14 protein-coding genes and 1 pseudogene are annotated in these 17,685 nt (G+C 71.3%); 8 read left to right on the top strand and 7 right to left on the bottom strand.

The window, feature by feature from the left end; genetic code table 11:
* Positions 1–29: 29 nt before the first annotated feature.
* On the top strand, positions 30–1,178 hold the full coding sequence (locus tag VFZ92_RS42505) for an alpha-hydroxy-acid oxidizing protein (protein WP_414719937.1): 1,149 nt from the start codon (positions 30–32) through the stop codon (positions 1,176–1,178).
* Between the two features lie 106 nt (positions 1,179–1,284).
* Entirely contained in the window at positions 1,285–5,181 is a 3,897-nt protein-coding gene (locus VFZ92_RS18445) for a DUF4132 domain-containing protein (RefSeq protein ID WP_330877192.1), read from the top strand.
* Between the two features lie 358 nt (positions 5,182–5,539).
* On the opposite strand, the gene VFZ92_RS18440 is transcribed toward VFZ92_RS18445, so the two are convergent.
* Positions 5,540–6,820: an erythromycin esterase family protein gene (locus tag VFZ92_RS18440; RefSeq protein ID WP_330877191.1), complete on the bottom strand. Its 1,281-nt coding sequence runs from the start codon at positions 6,818–6,820 to the stop codon at positions 5,540–5,542.
* A gap of 114 nt (positions 6,821–6,934) precedes the next feature.
* Here VFZ92_RS18440 and VFZ92_RS18435 point away from each other — a divergent pair, with 114 nt between their 5' ends.
* Positions 6,935–7,615 carry a MerR family transcriptional regulator gene (locus VFZ92_RS18435; RefSeq protein ID WP_330877190.1) on the top strand — a complete coding sequence of 227 codons (681 nt, stop codon included), beginning with the start codon at positions 6,935–6,937 and terminating at the stop codon, positions 7,613–7,615.
* A 575-nt stretch (positions 7,616–8,190) separates the two neighbouring features.
* Here the strand turns inward: VFZ92_RS18435 and VFZ92_RS18430 are convergent.
* Both VFZ92_RS18430 and VFZ92_RS18425 read right to left on the bottom strand, forming a co-directional pair.
* Positions 8,191–8,976 carry an NADPH-dependent F420 reductase gene (locus VFZ92_RS18430; protein WP_330877189.1) on the bottom strand — a complete coding sequence of 262 codons (786 nt, stop codon included), beginning with the start codon at positions 8,974–8,976 and terminating at the stop codon, positions 8,191–8,193.
* Between the two features lie 204 nt (positions 8,977–9,180).
* Positions 9,181–10,719 (bottom strand): MFS transporter, encoded by a 1,539-nt coding sequence (locus VFZ92_RS18425; protein ID WP_330877188.1) that lies wholly within the window; start codon positions 10,717–10,719, stop codon positions 9,181–9,183.
* 311 nt (positions 10,720–11,030) lie between these two features.
* Between VFZ92_RS18425 and VFZ92_RS18420 the strand changes: the two genes are divergently transcribed.
* Together VFZ92_RS18420 and VFZ92_RS18415 are read left to right on the top strand one after the other, a co-directional pair.
* Entirely contained in the window at positions 11,031–11,423 is a 393-nt protein-coding gene (locus tag VFZ92_RS18420) for a MerR family transcriptional regulator (RefSeq protein WP_330877187.1), read from the top strand.
* 22 nt (positions 11,424–11,445) lie between these two features.
* A complete protein-coding gene (locus VFZ92_RS18415; RefSeq protein WP_330877186.1) occupies positions 11,446–12,078 on the top strand; it encodes a nitroreductase family protein in 633 nt (210 codons plus the stop codon).
* 136 nt (positions 12,079–12,214) lie between these two features.
* Here the strand turns inward: VFZ92_RS18415 and VFZ92_RS18410 are convergent, their stop codons facing one another.
* The gene (locus VFZ92_RS18410; protein ID WP_330877185.1) at positions 12,215–12,556 is read right to left on the bottom strand and encodes a hypothetical protein; all 342 of its coding nucleotides are present in this window, start codon (positions 12,554–12,556) and stop codon (positions 12,215–12,217) included.
* Between the two features lie 375 nt (positions 12,557–12,931).
* Positions 12,932–13,228: a hypothetical protein gene (locus tag VFZ92_RS18405; protein WP_330877184.1), complete on the bottom strand. Its 297-nt coding sequence runs from the start codon at positions 13,226–13,228 to the stop codon at positions 12,932–12,934.
* Positions 13,229–13,875: 647 nt separating this feature from the next.
* Here VFZ92_RS18405 and VFZ92_RS18400 point away from each other — a divergent pair.
* Entirely contained in the window at positions 13,876–14,235 is a 360-nt protein-coding gene (locus VFZ92_RS18400; RefSeq protein WP_330877183.1) for a hypothetical protein, read from the top strand.
* Positions 14,236–14,297: 62 nt separating this feature from the next.
* On the top strand, positions 14,298–14,477 hold the full coding sequence (locus tag VFZ92_RS18395) for a hypothetical protein (protein ID WP_330877182.1): 180 nt from the start codon (positions 14,298–14,300) through the stop codon (positions 14,475–14,477).
* A 515-nt stretch (positions 14,478–14,992) separates the two neighbouring features.
* Here VFZ92_RS18395 and VFZ92_RS18390 read toward each other — a convergent pair.
* The gene (locus VFZ92_RS18390; RefSeq protein ID WP_330877181.1) at positions 14,993–15,808 is read right to left on the bottom strand and encodes a hypothetical protein; all 816 of its coding nucleotides are present in this window, start codon (positions 15,806–15,808) and stop codon (positions 14,993–14,995) included.
* A gap of 188 nt (positions 15,809–15,996) precedes the next feature.
* Positions 15,997–16,404, bottom strand: a pseudogene (locus VFZ92_RS18385) (IS3 family transposase); the annotation flags it as partial.
* Positions 16,405–16,478: 74 nt separating this feature from the next.
* On the opposite strand from VFZ92_RS18385, the gene dpgD reads away from it, so the two are divergent.
* On the top strand, positions 16,479–17,684 hold the full coding sequence (gene dpgD, locus VFZ92_RS18380) for an enoyl-CoA-hydratase DpgD (RefSeq protein ID WP_330877180.1): 1,206 nt from the start codon (positions 16,479–16,481) through the stop codon (positions 17,682–17,684).
* The last annotated feature ends 1 nt before the right edge of the window (position 17,685 follow it).

Here is a 17,685-nt window from a genome sequence, read left to right as displayed (position 1 = left end):
GCCGCGTGCACCCGAGGACCCCGGCCGACCTGGTGCGCGAGATCTACCTGGCCGGGACCACCGGCGGCACCCCGGCCCTGCCCACCGACCTGACCGCGCTGGAGGAACGGGCGCGCGCCGTCCTGACGCCAGCCGCGGTCGGCTACGTCCTCGGCGACGCCGGGACCGGCGAGACCGGCCGGGCCAACCGCCGCGCCTTCACCCGGCGGCAGCTCGTGCCCCGGATGCTGCGCGGGGCCGCCCGGCGCGACCTCGGGGTGTCGCTGTTCGGCCTGCGGCTGCCCGCGCCGGTGCTGCTCGCGCCGATCGCGGCCCAGACCGTCGTGCACGCCGAGGGTGAGCTGGCCACGGCCGGGGCCGCCGCGGAGGTGGGCGTTCCGCTCGTCCTGTCCACCGGCTCGTCGCACAGCCTGGAGGACGTGGCGGCCGCGGCCGGTGCGGGGCCGAGGTGGTTCCAGCTCTACTGGCCGTCGGACCGCGAGGTGGCGGCGTCCCTGGTGCGCCGCGCCGAGCGGAGCGGCTACACGGCCATCGTCCTCACGGTCGACGCGCCGACGTTCGGCTACCGGCCCACCGACCTCGACAACGGCCACCTGCCGTTCCTGCACGGCCACGGGATCGCGAACTTCACCTCCGACCCCGCGTTCCGGGCGGGCCTGCCCGCCGACCACGACGGGGCGGCCGTGGTCGGGCACTGGGCGCGCGTCTTCGCCAACCCCGCCCTCGACTGGGACGACCTGCCCTGGCTGCGCACCGTCACCTCGCTGCCGATCCTCCTCAAGGGCGTCCTGCACCCCGAGGACGCCCGCCGCGCCCTCGACCTCGGCGCGGTGGACGGGCTGGTCGTCTCCAACCACGGCGGGCGCCAGCTCGACGGGACCGTCGCCGCGCTGGACGCGCTGCCCGCCGTCCGCGCGGCCGTCGGCGACGACGTGCCGGTCCTCGTCGACTCCGGCGTCCGCACCGGGAGCGACGTCCTGAAGGCGTTGGCGCTCGGCGCGGACGCGGTCCTCTACGGCAGGCCGTACCTGTACGGGCTCGCGCTGGACGGCCAGGCCGGTGTCGCACACGTCCTGCGCTGCCTGCTGGCCGACCTCGACCTGGCCCTCGCGCTCGCCGGGTGCCCGAGCACCGCCGACGTCACCGCCGACCTGCTCGCCCCGCCGTCCTGGGGGTGAACGTCCACACGGGAGGGAATGACCAGGTCAGCGCTACCGCTGCTGGAATTGTCGGTGCGTCGGGCTACCGTGCGGTCGACATCGATCCACTGTGGTGGGAGGGCTCGTGCGTCGGCTGGAGTACGTCGGGGGAAGTTCGGAGAAGTTCTGGGAGGCGTCCTGTGAGGACACCGCCGTGACGGTCCGCTGGGGGCGGCTCGGCACGACGGGGCAGACCAAGCGCAAGGAGTTCGCCGACGTCGCCGCGGCCGAGGCGTTCCTGTCCGCCCAGGCGGCGGGCAAGCTCCGCAAGGGCTACCGCGAGATCGGCGCGCCCACCGCCGTCGAGCCGACAGCCGCCTCGACCGCAGCCGTGCCCAGCAGCGCTGAACCGGCGGTGGCAGCGCCGGTCGTGCCGGCTTCCGCCAAACCCGCAGCCGCCTCGACCTCAGCCGCGTCCACCGCCGCTGAACCCTCGGTGGCAGCGCCGGTCGTGCCGGCTTCCGCGGATCCCGCAGCAGCCCCGCCCGCAGCCGCGTCCACCGCCGCTGAACCGTCAGCCGCCCCACCGTCAGCCGTGCCCACCGCCGCCGAACCGCCGGCGGCAGCGCCGGTCGTGCCGGCTTCCGGGGATCCCGCAGCCGCCCCACCGTCAGCCGCGTCCACCGCCGCTGAGCCGGCAGCCACCTCCACCCGCCCCTCCTCGGCGCCGGAGGCCACCGACTGGCCGGACGAGGACGTGTTCGCCCCCGGCACCCAGGTGCGGGCCGCCTACCCGCGCCGGGACGAGGGCAGGGCGAAGTTCAAGGCCGACCCGGCCGCCGCGGGCGCCTCCGCCGCGCTGCTCGATCAGTACCGGCACTCGGTGGGCCCGCTGGTCGAGAGGTCCGAGCCGGAGTTCGCCGACGCGATGGCCCGGTACCTCGCAGGCGCCGCCGACCCGCTGGGTGCCGCGACCGCCGCCGCCGCCCTCGCCGCGGTCGTCGGCTACCAGGAGCGCCGCCAGTTGGCGAAGCTGGCGTCGGAGTGGGTCCTGGGCCACGGGCCCGCGTTCGCGGCCGTCGCCACCGTGCTCGTGACCGAGATCGCGGTCGACGCCGACCGAGCCACGCCGAGGGCGAAGTTCCTGCGCCGCACACGCCCCGGCGACCGGCTGCCGTGGGGGGCGGCCGTCGACGAGGTGCGCGGCGACGTCCGGCGCGCGCTCGCCTCGGCGGGCGACGAGGACTACGCCGCGGCGGTCGCCGAGGTCGGCGCGCTGTCCACCAACGATTCCGGGGCCTGCGTCGCGGCGTTCCTGCTGCCGACCGAACCCGCGCTGGTGGAGCGGGCGGTCGCCGCCACCGAAAGCACCTCGGGCTGGATCACGGCGGCCTGCACGCTGGCCGCGGTCAGCGCACCGGGGCAGCTCGCGAACCTGTCGCGGTACACCGCGCACCGGGCCGTCGACCGCGACGGTCGGGTGGTGCCGACGCTGCTGCGCACCCTCGGCCCCGGCGCGGCGCCCGCGTTCGCCGAGTGGCTGGAGGGCGCCGACACGGACCTGACCCGCAAGCTGCTGGCCGCGCTGGTCGAGATGCCGACGGACGACGCGTTCACCCGACTGCTGGTCCGGGCAGAGGTGCCGCACGTCCGCTCCGCGCTCCAGGAGGCGGCGCGCCGCTACCCGCGTCGCGCGGTCCGCCTGCTCGCCGAGGCCGCCGTGGCGGACCAGCCGTGGTCACCCGCCGCGCGAGACCTGCTGCGCGGCCTCCTCGTCGCCGTCCCCGCCCTGGTGGACGCCGTCGTCCCCGGTCTGGCGCCCGCCGAGCGCGAGGCGGCGCGGGCGCTGCTCGTGGGGGTCGAACGGCTGCCCGACGCACCCGTCGACCTGCTACCCGACGTCCTGCGCACCCCACCGTGGACGCGGCCCCGGCCCGCACCGCCGGTCGTGGTGCCCGACCTGCCGGTCACGGACACCGCGCGGATCGCCTGGCTGCCGGGCGAGGAGCGGGCCGCGGCGGCCGAGCGCGCCGTCAACCTGCTCTACCACAGCCCCACCACCGACTGGGCGGCCGACGTGGCGCAGCACGCGCAGCGCGGCACCATCACGCACTCCACCCTCCTGCACGCTCCACTGGAACTCGTCGAGCCGCTGATCGCCGAGTACCGGCCGTCCTCCACCTGGCGCCTGGAGTCGTGGGGCTCGGCGCTGCTGGAGCGGTTCGGTCTCGCCGCGCTGCCCGCGCTGCTGAGCCTCGCCACCTCCGCCGACGCCCTGCACGTGCTCCAGCCCGTGCTGGAGGAGCGGGTCGCGCGGGCGATGGTCGCCGCGCTGGACAAGAAGACCCTGCGCCCGCAGGCGTTGTCCTGGCTCACCCGGCACGGCGCCGCCGCCCTGCCGTTCCTGCTGCCCACCGCCCTCGGCACCGTCGGCCGCGAGCGCGCCGCGGCGGAGAACGTGGTGCGGCTCATCGCCGCGGACGTGGGGGAGGCCGCGGTGCTCCGCGCCACGTCGCCCCTCGGCGCGGACGCGGTGCGCACGGTCCTCGCGACGGACCCGCTGCTCCTGCTGCCGAAGAAGCTGCCGGTGGCCGGAGCGTGGGTCGACGTGGCGACGCTGCCGCAGGTCCGGTTGCGCGGTCAGCCGTTCGCGCTGTCCGCCGACGCGGTGCGCGACCTGGTGACGATGCTCGTGCTGTCCCGGCCCGGCGAGCCGTACGGCGGGGTCGAGCCGGTCGTCGAGGCGTGCGAGCCCGCGTCGCTCGCCCGGTTCGTCTGGGAGCTGTTCGAGCAGTGGCGCGCGGCCGGGATGCCGCCCAAGGACGGCTGGGCGTTGAGCGCGCTGGGCGTGCTCGGCGACGACGACACGGTCCGCGCGCTCGCGCCGGTGATCCGCTCCTGGCCGGGGGAGGGCGGCCACGCGCGCGCCGTGACCGGTCTGGACGTGCTGGCCGACATCGGCACCGACGTCGCGCTCATGCACCTCAACGGCATCGCGCAGAAGGTGAAGTTCGCCGGGCTGCGCGAGCGGGCGCGGGAGAAGATCGCCTACGTCGCGGCGAGGCTGGGCCTGTCGCCGGAGCGGTTGGCCGACCGCCTCGTCCCGGACCTCGGCCTGTCGCAGGACGGTTCGCTGGTGCTGGACTACGGTCCGCGCCGGTTCGTCGTGGGGTTCGACGAGCGGCTGAAGCCGTTCGTGTCCGATGAGGACGGTACGCCGCGCAAGGCGCTGCCGAAGCCGGGCGTGAAGGACGACGAGGAGTTGGCGACCGCCGCGTACCAGCGGTTCACCGGTCTGAAGAAGGACGTGCGCACGCTCGCGGCCGACCAGCTCACCAGGCTGGAGCGCGCGATGGCGAGCGGCCGCACGTGGTCAGGCGCGGAGTTCACCGAGTTCCTCGCGGGCCACCCGCTGCTGGTGCACCTGGTGCGGCGGCTGGTGTGGGTGGTGCTGGACGGCTCGGGCGCCGTGGTCGGGTCGTTCCGGGTCGCGGAGGACCGCTCGCTGTCCACCGTGGACGACGACGTGTACGTGCTGCCGGAGGACGCCGTGGTGGGCGTGGCGCACCCGGTGCACCTCGGCGAGTCGGTGGCCGCGTGGTCGGAGGTGTTCGCTGACTACGAGATCCTGCAACCGTTCCCGCAACTCGGCCGCCCGGTCCACGAGTTCACCGAGGAGGAGCTGGCCGCGACGAGGCTGGCCAGGTTCGAGGGCGTGGTGCTGCCCACCACCCGCGTGCTGCTGCTGGTGCGCCTGGGCTGGGAGCGCAGCGCGCCGATGGACGGCGGCGTCGAAGCCGGCCTGTTCAAGCACCTCACGGACGGCCTCCACGCCATCGTGGAACTGGATCCCGGCCTGGTCGTGGGCGATCTGGACGCACTGGGCGACCAAACCCTGCACCGGGTGTACCTCGGCCGCAACACCGAGGGCCACCGCTGGCACGCCAACCAGAGCGACACCACGTTCGCCGCACTGGACGCCGTGTCCGCGAGCGAACTGCTGGCCGACCTGACGGAACTGGTGGAGGGAGCCACACCGTGACCACGCAGGTTCGTCCGTGACTGCCTGCCGGCGCGGGCGGCCTCCGGATGGTGTCGGCGAGGCACGACGACCTGCCAGACCGACACCATCCCGCCGCCGTCCCGCCTGACCGACGCACCACCCCACCTGGCGCACCACCCCACCTGGCGCACCACCCCGCCCTACGCGCCAGACCGCCCGACGCACCCGATGCACCACCCACTTGGCGCACCACCCGCCCGACGCACCAACCCACTTGGCGCGTCAGCGCACCCGGCGCACCACCCCGCCCGACGTGCCACGCGTCGCCCGGCGCACCACCCCGCCCGCCAGACCACCCCACCCGCCGCACCAGCCCACCCGACTCTCACCGCTGCGGCTATCCCACAGCGGAATCCTGTCCTCCTCCACCGGCTCCCTGAGCCCACCACCCCGCCGCATCCCCCTCACCCGTGATGGTGGGCAGGAACAACACCTGGTCCACCTGACCGAGCAACGTCTCGTCGATCGGGAAGAAGCGGTAGGTCGGGCTCTTCCGGGGCACGCTCCGCTGTTGCAGGGGCAGCAGCTCAGGCGCGGACAGGAGGTGGATGCCCGGCGACAGGGCCTCGTGGAGCGCGCCTTCGACGGTGTCCGGCGGGGGTGCGGGGAGGTCGAGGTGGGTGGCTTCGCCGAGGGCGCAGGCGATCACGCGGTAGTCCTCGCCCATGCGGTCGGCCAGGAGGGCACCCGCGGGTTGCCAGCGCAGCGTCGTCGTGTCGAACGGCGTCGAGGTGGAGCCGGTGCGCAGGTGCTGGTTGTGCGCGAACGCGAAGGTCGGGCCGCGGTCGGCCAGCACCTGGAGGTTCTCGGCCATCATCGTGTCGCGGATGGCGGCGAGGCGTTGCCAGCGGTTCTCGGTGTCCCGCGCCATGGCCGCGTGGTAGGCGAGCAGGCCCGCGGCGGTGCGGGCCGCGAGTTGGACGTCCTCGATGGTGTGGGGGCTGGTGTCGTCGCGCAGGCGCGGGAGGTCGCCCGCGAGGGTCCAGCGCAGGTCGTCGGTGAGCGCGCGCAGCGCGTGGACGCGCGGGTCGGCGCCGATCGACCGGGCGGGGTCGCGGGCCGCGGCCGGTTCCTCCCAGAGTTCGTCGGCGCCGAGCAGCCGGTCGACGGTCTCCCACGCCGGGAGGTCGAAGTAGCCGCTCAGGAAGTCGTGCAGCACCTGGAGCGCCGATCGCGGACTGGGGGCCGCGGCCATCTCGACGGGTGCGTCGAAACCGGTGAACCGCAGGTGCTCGGCGCGCGGGCGGTGCCGGTTGCGCTCGCGCACCCAGCGGACCAGCGCCCGGTTGGCGGGCGACGCGCCGAAGTCGTGGGTGAAGCCGGTCGCCATGACCTCGTCCTCGTCGCCCTCGCCGCCCCTGACGTAGGCGTCGACGACGCGGGCGTGCCAGGCGCTGGTCTCCAGGGCGACCGTGGTGAAGCCCGCCCGGTCGACGAGCGCGGCGAAGACGGCGTTGCGGAGACGGCCGAACTCGTCCTCGCCGTGCGTGGGCTCGCCGAGTCCGATCAGCCTCGGCCGGTGCGGCAGGTGGGCGACCTGCGCGGCGATGGTCTCGCCGATCGTCTGGCGGTCGTCGCCGCCCGCGCTGATCAGTGGTGTGGGGATGCCGCCGGTCATCATCGGTCCTTCCGGTCTGCGATTGACCAGCTCAACCGTATCGTTGAACATTCGTGTGAACCTTCGAGCCGCTTTCCGCAGGTGGGCTCCGACAAACCTTCAACCGGGGGAGCAATGCGACCGATCGACCTCGCGCGAGGCCACGGGCTGTCGAGCCAGGCGGTGCGCAACTACGAGGAGTCGGGCCTGCTGCCGCCCGCCGACCGCACCGACTCGGGCCACCGCCGCTACACCCGGCGTCACGCACAGGCCCTGGCCGCGTTCCTGGCCTTGGCGCCCGGTCACGGCCACGCGACGGCTTCCGCGATCATGGTCGCGGTCAACGAGGGCAGGCAGGACGACGCGCTCGACCTGATCGACCGCAGCCACGCGGGCCTCGTCTCGGCACGCGCCACCGTCGACGCGGTGGAAACCACGCTGCGAGACCTCACCGTCCAGTCGTGGGACGGCGGCCCGATCTCGATCGGCCCCCTGGCCCACCGCCTCGGCCTGCAACCCGCGACGGTCCGCCGCTGGGAACGGGAAGGCCTGCTGCGCACCACCCGCGACCACCAGGGCCACCGGGTCTACGCCCCGGCCGACGTCCGCGACGCCCACCTGGTCGGCCAACTCCGCCGAGCGGGCCACACCATCGCCGACATCCGCCTGCTGCTCGACGAACTCCGCGACACCCGCGACCCGGCCAGGATCACCCGAGCCCTCGCCGACCGCCGCCGCGCCCTCGACACCCGCTCCCGAGCGATGCTGGCAGGCGCCGCGGCCCTGCACCGCTACCTGGACACCGTGGACCCATGACCCGATCGCCCCCGCCCCGAGTTCGGTCGCCCGCGGTGCCACCGCACCGCCACCACCCGGCTCGCCGCGCAGGTGCCGGTGCACTTCTCCGCCTTACCTGCTCCAGTTCGTCGGCGACTCCCTGCTGGCCGCGCCGTACGAGCAGCGCCGGGCCCAGCTCGACGACCTGGCTCCCGCTCCCGGCGGGCGGGTGATGGTCCCGTCGTTCTACCCGGAGAGCGCGGGGCCGACCGCCTGAAAGATGCGGCCGGTGAACAGCGACACCGAGCTGAGGAAGATCGTGCGGGGGTGGAGCTTCCGCACGAGGAAGCCAGTGGCCGATGAGGATCGCGAGTGCCAGCGGGTAAACGGTGGGCCATGGTGCGGTGGTGGAAGTGACGCCGAGGTCGTCGACCAGGGTGGGAAGGGCCACTCCAGCAGGATCTGCCGTCGGCGCCGGGGTGCGCTGTCGGCTGCCGGAGCCGATGCGCTCAGGTTTGTGCTGCCGGTCATGTCGACAGCCTCACGTCGTCACGACACTGCGCCCGGCCGCAGCAACGTCGAGGTGGCCGGGCGGGCGCAGGCCGGAGCGTGGGTCAGTTGTGGATGAGGCGGTTGACCCGGACCAGGAAGTCCTTGCCGAGGTCGCTGGTGGGGTCGCCCATCAGTTCGGCGATGACGTGCATCGCCAGGTCCCGGCGTTTCGGGGAGCGTTCGGCGATGGCCTTGCCGAGCGCGGCGGGCATCTGTTCGGCGGTGAGGTCGGTGCAGTAGACGGGGCTGCCCGGCTGCTGGCGCCACGAGTCGGTGATGGTGCCGGCGTCGAAGCCGTCGAAGCCCGTCTGCTCGACCAGCGACATGCCCAGGGCCCGGTCGTCGTCATCGTCCGCGGCGACGGGGATCGCGATCCGGCCGGGGGTGCCGCTCGGGTTCGCGTAGGCGACGAAGGACTGTGCCGTGATGGCGTTCCACGCCTTGACGACGCGCCGGCCGAGGTGCTCCTCGACCCAGCGGCTTTCCACCTGCCCGCGATCGAGGGCCGCGATGTGCCCGTCGCGGGTCGGGTAGTAGTTCGAGGTGTCGATGACGACGGCGTCAGCGGGCAGGCCGGTCAGCAGCGGCTTGAGGTCGGGCACCCGGATGAGGGGGACCGAGGTGATGAGGACGTCCACGTCCGCGGCGACGTCGGCCGCCTGCACCGCCCTGGCGCCGGTGGCGAGGACGTCGGCGGGGATCGTCTCGGGACCGCGCGAGTTCGCGATCTCGACGTGGTGGCCGTGGGCGCTCAGCCGCTGGGCCAGCACGCTGCCGATGCTGCCGGCTCCCATGATGCCGATCTTCATGAAGTTCTCCTCCTGGGTGATGTGCTGCGGGTCGTTCATGCGCGCCTCGGGCGCGGCACGCAAAACGGTCGTCTCGTACCTGCGGCGATCACCTGGGTCCGGTCACTGCTCGGTGCCGGTGATGCGTGGGTCGAGTCCGTACTGGTGGGGCACGTCGAGGTTCGTGCGCAAGGTCGTGCCCGGGTACTCGGTGGGGTATCGGTGGGGTAGGTGCCGCGTTGCTGAGCTGCTTGTCCGTCGTGGTCACCGGGCCACCGTCTCGCTGACCGCTGCCTCGGTGGCCGTCTCGCCACCAACCGGTGCGGTCGGGACCGGACCGTCGGCGGCCGGATCCGGTGTCCGACGGATGAAGAAGGCGCCCACCAGCACGAGCAGGCCGATGGCCCCGGCGGTCAGGAAGGCGGCGTGTCCGGCGGACGTGGCCTGGGCGGTGCTGAGCACGCCGGCGTCGCGGGCACCGGAACCGATGGTGTAGGCGGAGACGAACACCGCACCGAAGGCGGCACCGGCGAGCTGCTGGGCCGTGGCGAAGGCCGAGGCGCCGTGGGGGTAGAGCTCGGGGCGCAGGCCGCCCATCGCACTCGTCGTGAGCGTGGCCCACATCGCGGCCTGCGCGCTGGTGAACACCAGCCACGCGACGATCAGCGTGACCACGCTCGTGCTCTCGTCGACCCGGCTGAAGAACCACAGGACGGCCAGCCAGACGAGTGCAGCGGGGATCATCAACGGGCGTGGGCCGAAGCGGTCGTGCACCCGGCCGCTCGCAGCCGCCACGATCGAGATCGCCGCCCCGCCCGGGATCAGGAAGAGCCCGAGTTGCAGGGTGCTCAGCCCGGTGACGTGGGTCAGCACCAGCGGGAGCACGACCAGCAGGCCGATGCCGTTGCCCGCGACGAAGAGCATCACCACCAGAGGTGCGGTGAACGACCCTCGTAGGAAGATCCGCATGTCCAGGAACGCGCTGTCGCGACGTTGCAGGGGAATCTGCCGCAGGACGAACGCCACCAGGCCCACCAGCCCCACCGCGACCGGCAGGTAGGGAGGGATCGGGGTGTGCCCGGAGGACGCCTCGCCGATCAGGGAGAGTCCGTAGACCAGGCCGCCGAACCCGAGCGCGGACAGCAGCAGCGACGGCACGTCCAGGGCCACCGGCTCCGGGGTGGTGGTGTTGCGCAACTTCCACGCGCCCAGAGCCAGGGCGGCAACCGCGATCGGCAGCACCAGGATGAACAGCCAGCGCCAGCTCAGTGTGGAGAGCACGAGACCCGACAGTGCCGGCCCGACCGCCGGTGCCACGGCCGGGACGGCCGTGGTGATCGCCATCATCTGACCGCGGCGACCGGCCGGGACCAGGCGCATGGTCGTGGTCATCAACAGGGGCAGGAAGACGGCGGTGCCGGAGGCCTGGACGATCCGGCCGGTCACCAGGACGCCGAACGTCGGGGCGATCGCGGCGAGCGCCGTCCCGGCGATGAACAGCGACAGCGCGACCAGGAAGACCGTTCGCACGGGGAACCGTCGCATCACGAAACTGCTGGCCGGGATCAGCACGGCCATGGTCAGCAGGAATCCGGTCGTGACCCACTGCCCGGTGCTCGGGGTGACCCCGAAGTCGGCGATCAGCGTCGGGAGCGCGACTCCCAGGAGCAGTTCGTTGAGGAAGACGATGAATGTCGAGACGATCAGGATCCCGATGATCAAGGCGACGCCCGGAGGGAGCCGGTCGCCGGAGTGGACCGCCGGTTCCGGCGCGGCGAGGTCGAATTCCGCGGGGTTGCTCATGTGCGTGCTCGCTGTCTCGGGAGGTCGGAAGGGAAAGATCGATCGGTGCGACGTCCGCGAACCGTCGGCGGGCGCGGGAGCCAGGTCTGGGCCGGGCAAGTCGACGCACGAAGGACGACTGGGCTGGGGGCGGCCAGGTGTGGGTGATCGCGGACCCGCAATCGCCCGAGAGCGGCACTGCGGGTCCGGGACATGCGACCATCGTGCAACCTTCACATCATGTGAATGTCAATTCCGAGCGACGAGGGGTCACTCACACCCCGTCAACCTTGACATCGCTGTAACGTTGCGCGGGTGCTGGGGAGGTGGTCATGAAGATCGGTGAGCTGGCGAAACGCACCGAGGTCCCGACGCGCATGCTGCGCTACTACGAAGAGCAGGGGCTCATCACGCCGCGGCGGCAGCAGAACGGCTACCGAGAGTACGACGAGTACTTGGTGGACCGGGTGAAGAAGATCCGCGGCCTGCTCGACTCCGGCATCCCCACGCGCATCATCGGCGACATGCTGCCGTGCCTCAACCAGCCCCAGGAGATCGTTGTCGCCGATCCCGACCCTGAGCTGCGCGCGATGCTCGTGCGTGAGCGCGACCGGATGACCGACCGCATCGCCCTGCTGGAGCACCACTGCCACGCCCTCACCCAGTACATCGCGGCCATGGACCGCTCCCTCGCCACCACGACCGAGACCCCCCAACCGCGATGAACCTCGACCCTAGGGTGGCCGAATGACCTTGCTCGATCTCGACCCGGACCAGCTGCTCTCCACCACGCGGGCGGTCCGCAAGCGCCTCGACTTCACCCGTCCGGTGCCCGACGACGCGATCCGCGAGTGCGTGGCGATGGCCCTGCAGGCGCCGTCGGGCTCGAACATCGTGACCATGCGGTTCGTCGTGATCCGCGACGAGGCGAAACGCCGGGCGGTCGGAGACGTCTACCGCGAGGTGTACGCCGGGTACAAGGCCTCCCCGGGATATCCCGGCAAGCCCACCGGTGACGACGCCCGCGACGCCGTGCAGCAGCGGGTGGCAAGCTCCGCCGACCACCTGGGCGAGCACATGGGCGACGCACCGGTACTGGTGCTGGCCTGCAACGAAGGCCCCAACCGGCAGTGGGCGGTCGCCGGCATGAGCAACGTCATCCCGGCCACGTGGAGCTTCATGCTGGCCGCCCGCGCCCGCGCGCTGGGCACCGCGTGGACGTCGATGCACCTCGCCCGCGAACGCGACGTGGCCGACATCCTGGGACTCGACTACGAAACGGTCGCGCAGGCCGTGCTCACGCCGGTCGCGTACACGAAGGGCACGGATTTCCGCCCGGCCGGGCGCCCCGACCCGGACGAGGTCATCCGCTGGATCTGAGGCCTGTCCCGTAGGTCACCACCTGGCAGGCCTCGCGGCACGCACACGCCGGCGGCTTGCACGCCAGGAGCTGAGAAAGCCGGACGGGGGTAGGTGCTCTCCGGCTGGCCGAGGCCACCGGTAGCCGGCGGACCGGCTACCGCTCGTCCGCCGCGTCCGGGTCACGCGGCGCCCGGTAGGTGCGTCCGCTCAGGTCGGGCAGGGTGACCGTGTGGTGGCCGTGGACCCGGACGCGGGGGCGCACGTACGGCGGGAGCCGGGCGACGTCGGCGTCCAGCACCGGACAGCCCTGCCCGCGCAGCCCGGCCAGAGCCCGGACCCGGAGGTCGTGCGGGCCATGGCGCACACCGTTGTCGATCTTCTGTCGTGCGTCGTAGAGGTGGGCGCGGGCGTTGATCCGGCGGGCGGTCCCGCCCTGGCTCCACCCGGCCAGACCCGACGGCGTGGAGAAGTGGTCGTTGCGAGGGCGTCCGGTCACGTGCGACGCCCTCGTTCTTGCTGTGTGCAACAGGTTCCGCATCGCAAGTGCGGTTTCAGATGATCACCGGTCCCGCACACCGCACTACTGCCGCTCGCCGTGCACAAGGGGTTCGCAATCCCCGGTGATCCTTCGATGGCCGGTGAGGTCCGCTTCGCAGGCCACCAGCCGCCGGAGCCCGACACCACTCACGGCCGGTTCGTGCCATGAGACAAGAGAGCCACCAGCACCTCGAAACGCCGTCTTCCTCCTGTCGCACCCGCACCCGCGCGGGTCGCCGGTCAGCGCGCGACGTCGCACGGACACGGAACTGGCCGTGGGAGGGCCAGTTCCGTGCCGACCGGAAACACTCGCGGATCCGCGGTGCGGGAATGCTCAATCCTGCGAGAGGTTGCAGGCGAGTTCGGCGGTGCGCTGGTCGACGCCGGATCCGAGCAGCCCCGCGTAGCAGGTGAGCCAGTCGAGCCAACTCCCTTCCGCTCCGGTGGCGCAGGCGTTCACCCTGGGCTCGGTGAGCGGGTAGCCCGCGACCTGGAGGTGCAGTTGGCAGTCGAACGCTCTCCGCGGTTGTGCGTCGGACGCGGCCATGGCGCTTCCCGCCAGCGGAACAGCGGACGCGACCACGAGTGCCGCGGTGATGCCCAGTCGACTCAGGTGTGCACTGATCGGCATGGTGTGCTTCCTCTTTCCGGATTGCTCGGCTCTCCCGACTGATCGCCACCAGGTGTAGTCCGGATCGGTTCTTCACGGTCGAACGGCAGACGTGAACGAACAAAGGCGAACATCGCACCCGACCTCTGCGGACAGGACCGCCGCCACCGGTCTTGACCGCAGGTGCGGCGCTGCGCTCCGCAGGCGGTAGGAGTCGCTTCGTCCGGCCAGAGAGGGGCACCACCAGGCACAAGATCGAGTTGTGGCACCGAGGCACTCCAGGGCACTCGGAACCACTCGCACCGGCCGCGAACCAGGCCCGACGACGATGACGCTGACCCTGGAACCGCCCACCGATGTAGCGGCAGGTGTTCCTCGTAGGCGCTTCAGACGTACAAGCGAGCGATCGTTAGAACTAGAACTGGCTCCAGAAATCAGGCCACGACACCCACGTCCGCAATTTCCGGCTCTTGACCGGTACCGTGCGTGGCTCGTACGAGCCGGGGTCAATCCGTCCGTATCCGTGCCGTATCACGTTGTCGTAGATGGTCTCGGTCACCATGTGCACTGTGTCGGACTCGCTGTTGCGCAAGTTTGGCCCGATGCAGGCGTTTCACGTCGTCGTGACGCGAGCTTGAGTCCTGTATGTCCACGAGGAAGATGCCGCGGTGGTGGAGGTCGTCCGACTGCGGCCGACCGGCGCCGCCGCCGACCGCGGGCCGGTCGACCTGCGGGCCGAGGCGGTGACGGCCGGGCATGTGAGCACCCCGTCCTACCGGGAGTTCCGTAGGAATCCACCAGCCTGGTACGAGGAGATCCATACGCGGCTACGGAAGGACCATTCCTCACGTCGTACCCGTGTCGAGCACGGCATCGCTCATTTGAAGAACTGGCGATCACTGACCCGTCATCTCAGTCGTCGGGAGACCTTGGCCGACACGGTCCGGGCAGTGGCCGGTCTGCTGTCGGAGCATCAGCACCACGACCGCATTGAGGTCGCCCGGCCGGCGGCTCGCTACCGACCCTGATCGAGCTGACCGGGGATCCCGACCGCGTCCTCACCGTCTCGGACTTCGCCGCCGCGGCCGAGTTGGGCGTCCGGATCACCACCGAGATCCGGTACGACCAGATGGACGAGTTCGCCCGGCTCGCCGGCGAAGGCATCCTGGTCGTACCGGTCGCCCGCACCTACACGCTCGACCGGATCCAGGAGGTGGCCGAGCTCAGCCAGTCCCGCCGACCCGGCGGCAAGCTCATGCTCGTCCTGTGATCGCCCTGCCAACCAGGTAAGAGCGAGACTGCCGCGACGAGGAGCGGGCCACGCCTCTCCTCCTCGTCGGGGCGCCACCTTCTGCGTCGGTGCAGGCCGAAGAGAATCCATTGATGGCGACCGCGTTCTGCGGGGCGAGCACCTGCTCGAGATGGACGGCGGGTTGGGCTGAGCATCAGCAACATGATCTTCGAGGGCACCGACGCGCAGGTGTTCTGCCACCAGGATCACAACCCAGGTTGACGATGATCTCGACCGACCTCGGCCGCGCCCGCGGATCCAAGCGCGGGCCGGGGCAGCGGATGCAGGCTTAACCGGCATGATCTTCGAGTAGGTCTGCGTCAAGCCCGAAAGCAGTTTGCTAACCCAGGGTGACACTTTGCTCTTCACGGAGCATGACGCTCGGGCGTGTCGCGGCGTTTGCTGCGATGCAGCGCAGGGCGGGCGGCCCTGGCCGTGCCGCTTCACGGCATGAGCGCGCCGTTGACATGCGAAAACAGTGGCTTGGATCCGTTTCAGCGATTCCTGAGCCGAGTGAGCTCGAGGCGAACGGGGGAGGCGTTGTCATCAAAGGTTCCGGTGATCACCAGTCGATCGCCGGTCAGCTCATAGGCACCGTTGAACAACAGGGGTGTGTCCTTGCGGAGCCATTGGTCCCATATCCGCAGCTCTCGCTGTGCGGGGTCAACCTCGAAATGGTGCTCGATCCATTGATCGCCGAAGCGGAAGACCACCAGGTAGGCGCGGTTGTACTCGAAGTACAGGCGCTCAACCGGGTGAACAGTGCCGACTGGCTGGTAGGTCCCGGTACGGACCTCCCAGGCGCCGTCCAGCGGTGTCGGCGCACGGTTGTTCTCATTGGCAATCCAGTATGTGCCGGCGAACGCGGCGACCAACACCGCGACCTGGATGATCACTCTCACGATGACCTCGCGCACACCTTGTGTGTCGGTGGAGCGCTGGTCGGTCCAGAGCGCGCGCACGAGGTCAGCACGATGCCGGGTCACCACGAAACCCAGGCAGGCGGTGGTTGCCGCGGCCATCACGGTACCGCTGGCGTCGACGCCGTAGGTCAGGTCGATCAGCGTGATCGTGGCGAGCACGCCCAGCCCGCCGCACGCGGCCACCAATGTGGTCTTGCGCCAGCACAACAGCACCCCGAGAGTGATCTGGACCAGCGCGACCAACGTGCCGAAAACCGGCGAGAAGTCGAAGTAGTGCCAGGTCAGCCAGAAACCTGAGACATCACCCATCGGCTTGTCCAATTCGGACGACAGAACCGTGAACTGCGACCCGTTGAGCTTCGCGAACCCATAGAAGACCAGCATCAACGCGGCCCCGTATCGACAGAACGCGTACAACGTCTACCCCCATCGCCTCTATCGACAACCGTGATCGCCGGACGCCTGGCTAAAACAAGGCATGAGGTGCCTTCGTCTCATGCCCTCAGCACTATCTCACCGTTCTTGCGAACACCGAGGGGTCTGCTGCACGAGTAGGTGACAGTGGTGGTCACGCCAGCTTGGCTGGCTGGCGTGGTCATGATTGTTTCGTATTCGATGGGGGTCGACCGGCCGCGAGCGGCTTGGCGTCTGCGGCGGTGGCAAGTGCGCTCGATCCAGGTCACGATTGCGGTCCGGAGCCATCGAGCCGGTCAGGCCGTGGCGGGCGAGGGCATTGGTGAGCGCGGTGACGGCGAGGCGGGACTTCATCCGGAGTCGATGGAGTAGCCGACGATCCGGTTGGAGCAGACGTCCTTGACCGCGCAGAGATGCAGCTTTCCTTCTGTGGTGCGGTGTTCGGTGATGTTGGCCAGCCGCAGCCGGTTCGGCGCGGTGGCGGTGACGTCACGCCGGACCAGGTCGTCGCGGACCGGCGGACCGGTCATCTTTCCGTTGCGGCCGCGTTTCTTGCCGAATGCGCTCCACCTGAGGTTGTCCCTTCCCCCGGACCGTTGTCTGGGATCAGGGTGTCCGGATCAAGGGGACAACCTCACTGATCGTGTGGACCTCGGCGTTGTTGACCGCCGGTGGCCTGCTGGTCAGCCTGTTCGCCGACGGTCCGCCCGTGTTCGTGCCGGCGATCGCCATCGCCGGGATGGGGCAGGGCGCGTTCGTCGCCGTCGACCTGGCGATGCTGACCGAGGTGTTGCCCGCCACCTCGGAGCCAGGAGCGGGCCTGGCCGTGATCGCGTTGTCGTACCAGTTCCCGCAGCTGCTGGTCCCGGTCGTGGGCACCGTGCTGCTGGCGATCGGCGACGCCGGGCCGAACTGCTTCGCGCTGTTCCTGAGCTCGGTCGTCGCGGCGGTGCCGGGTGCGCTCGCCGTCAAGTTCGTGAGCCGACCCGCGTTATCAATCCACTGTGGACGGTGTGGCGAAGCCGTCCGGTACGGTGGGGACATGGGGGACGACCGCGCCGAGATCCGCTACGACAAGCGGGGGAGGGTCGCGCACGTGGTGCTCGACCGGCCCCACGTGCTCAACGCGATGAACCGCCGGATGCACGCGGAACTCGCCGAGGTCTGGGACGACTTCGAGGCCGACGACGACCTGTGGGTCGCCGTGGTCAGCGGCGCCGGTGAGCAGGCGTTCTCGGTCGGGCAGGACCTCAAGGAGCTGGCGGCGCTGGAGAGCGCGGGGGAGGTCGGGCCGTCTTCCTTCGGCAGCGAGGGGAAACCCGGCTGGCCGCGGTTGACCGAGCGGTTCGACCTGGCCAAGCCGGTGGTCGCCAAGGTGCGCGGGTACGCCTACGGCGGGGGGTTCGAGCTGGCGCTGGCCTGCGACGTCGTGGTGGCCTCCGACGACGCGGTGTTCGCCCTGCCGGAGGCCAAGCTGGGGCTGATCGCGGGTGCGGGCGGGGTGTTCCGGCTGGCCCGCCAGGCGCCGTTCCGGGTCGCGCTCGGACACCTGCTGACCGGACGGCCGATGAGCGCGCGGCGGGCGTGGGAACTGGGACTGGTCAACGACGTGGTCCCGGCCGAGGACTTGGACGCGTGCGTGGACGGGTGGGTCGAGGACCTGCTGCGGGCCGCGCCGCTGGCCGTGCGGGCGGTCAAGCAGGCCGCGACGCGGTCGGTGACGATGCCGCTGGAGGAGGCCTTCGCCGCCGACTACCCCTGGGAGCGGGTCAGGTCGCGCAGCCGTGACGCGCGGGAAGGGCCCGCCGCGTTCGCGGAGAAGCGGGAGCCGCGCTGGGAGGGCCGCTGAG

The sequence above is a fragment of the Umezawaea sp. genome, assembly GCF_036375055.1.
Lineage (GTDB): Bacteria > Actinomycetota > Actinomycetes > Mycobacteriales > Pseudonocardiaceae > Umezawaea.
Note: the sequence above shows the minus strand (reverse complement) of the source record. Positions and strands in the feature narration are given on the sequence as shown.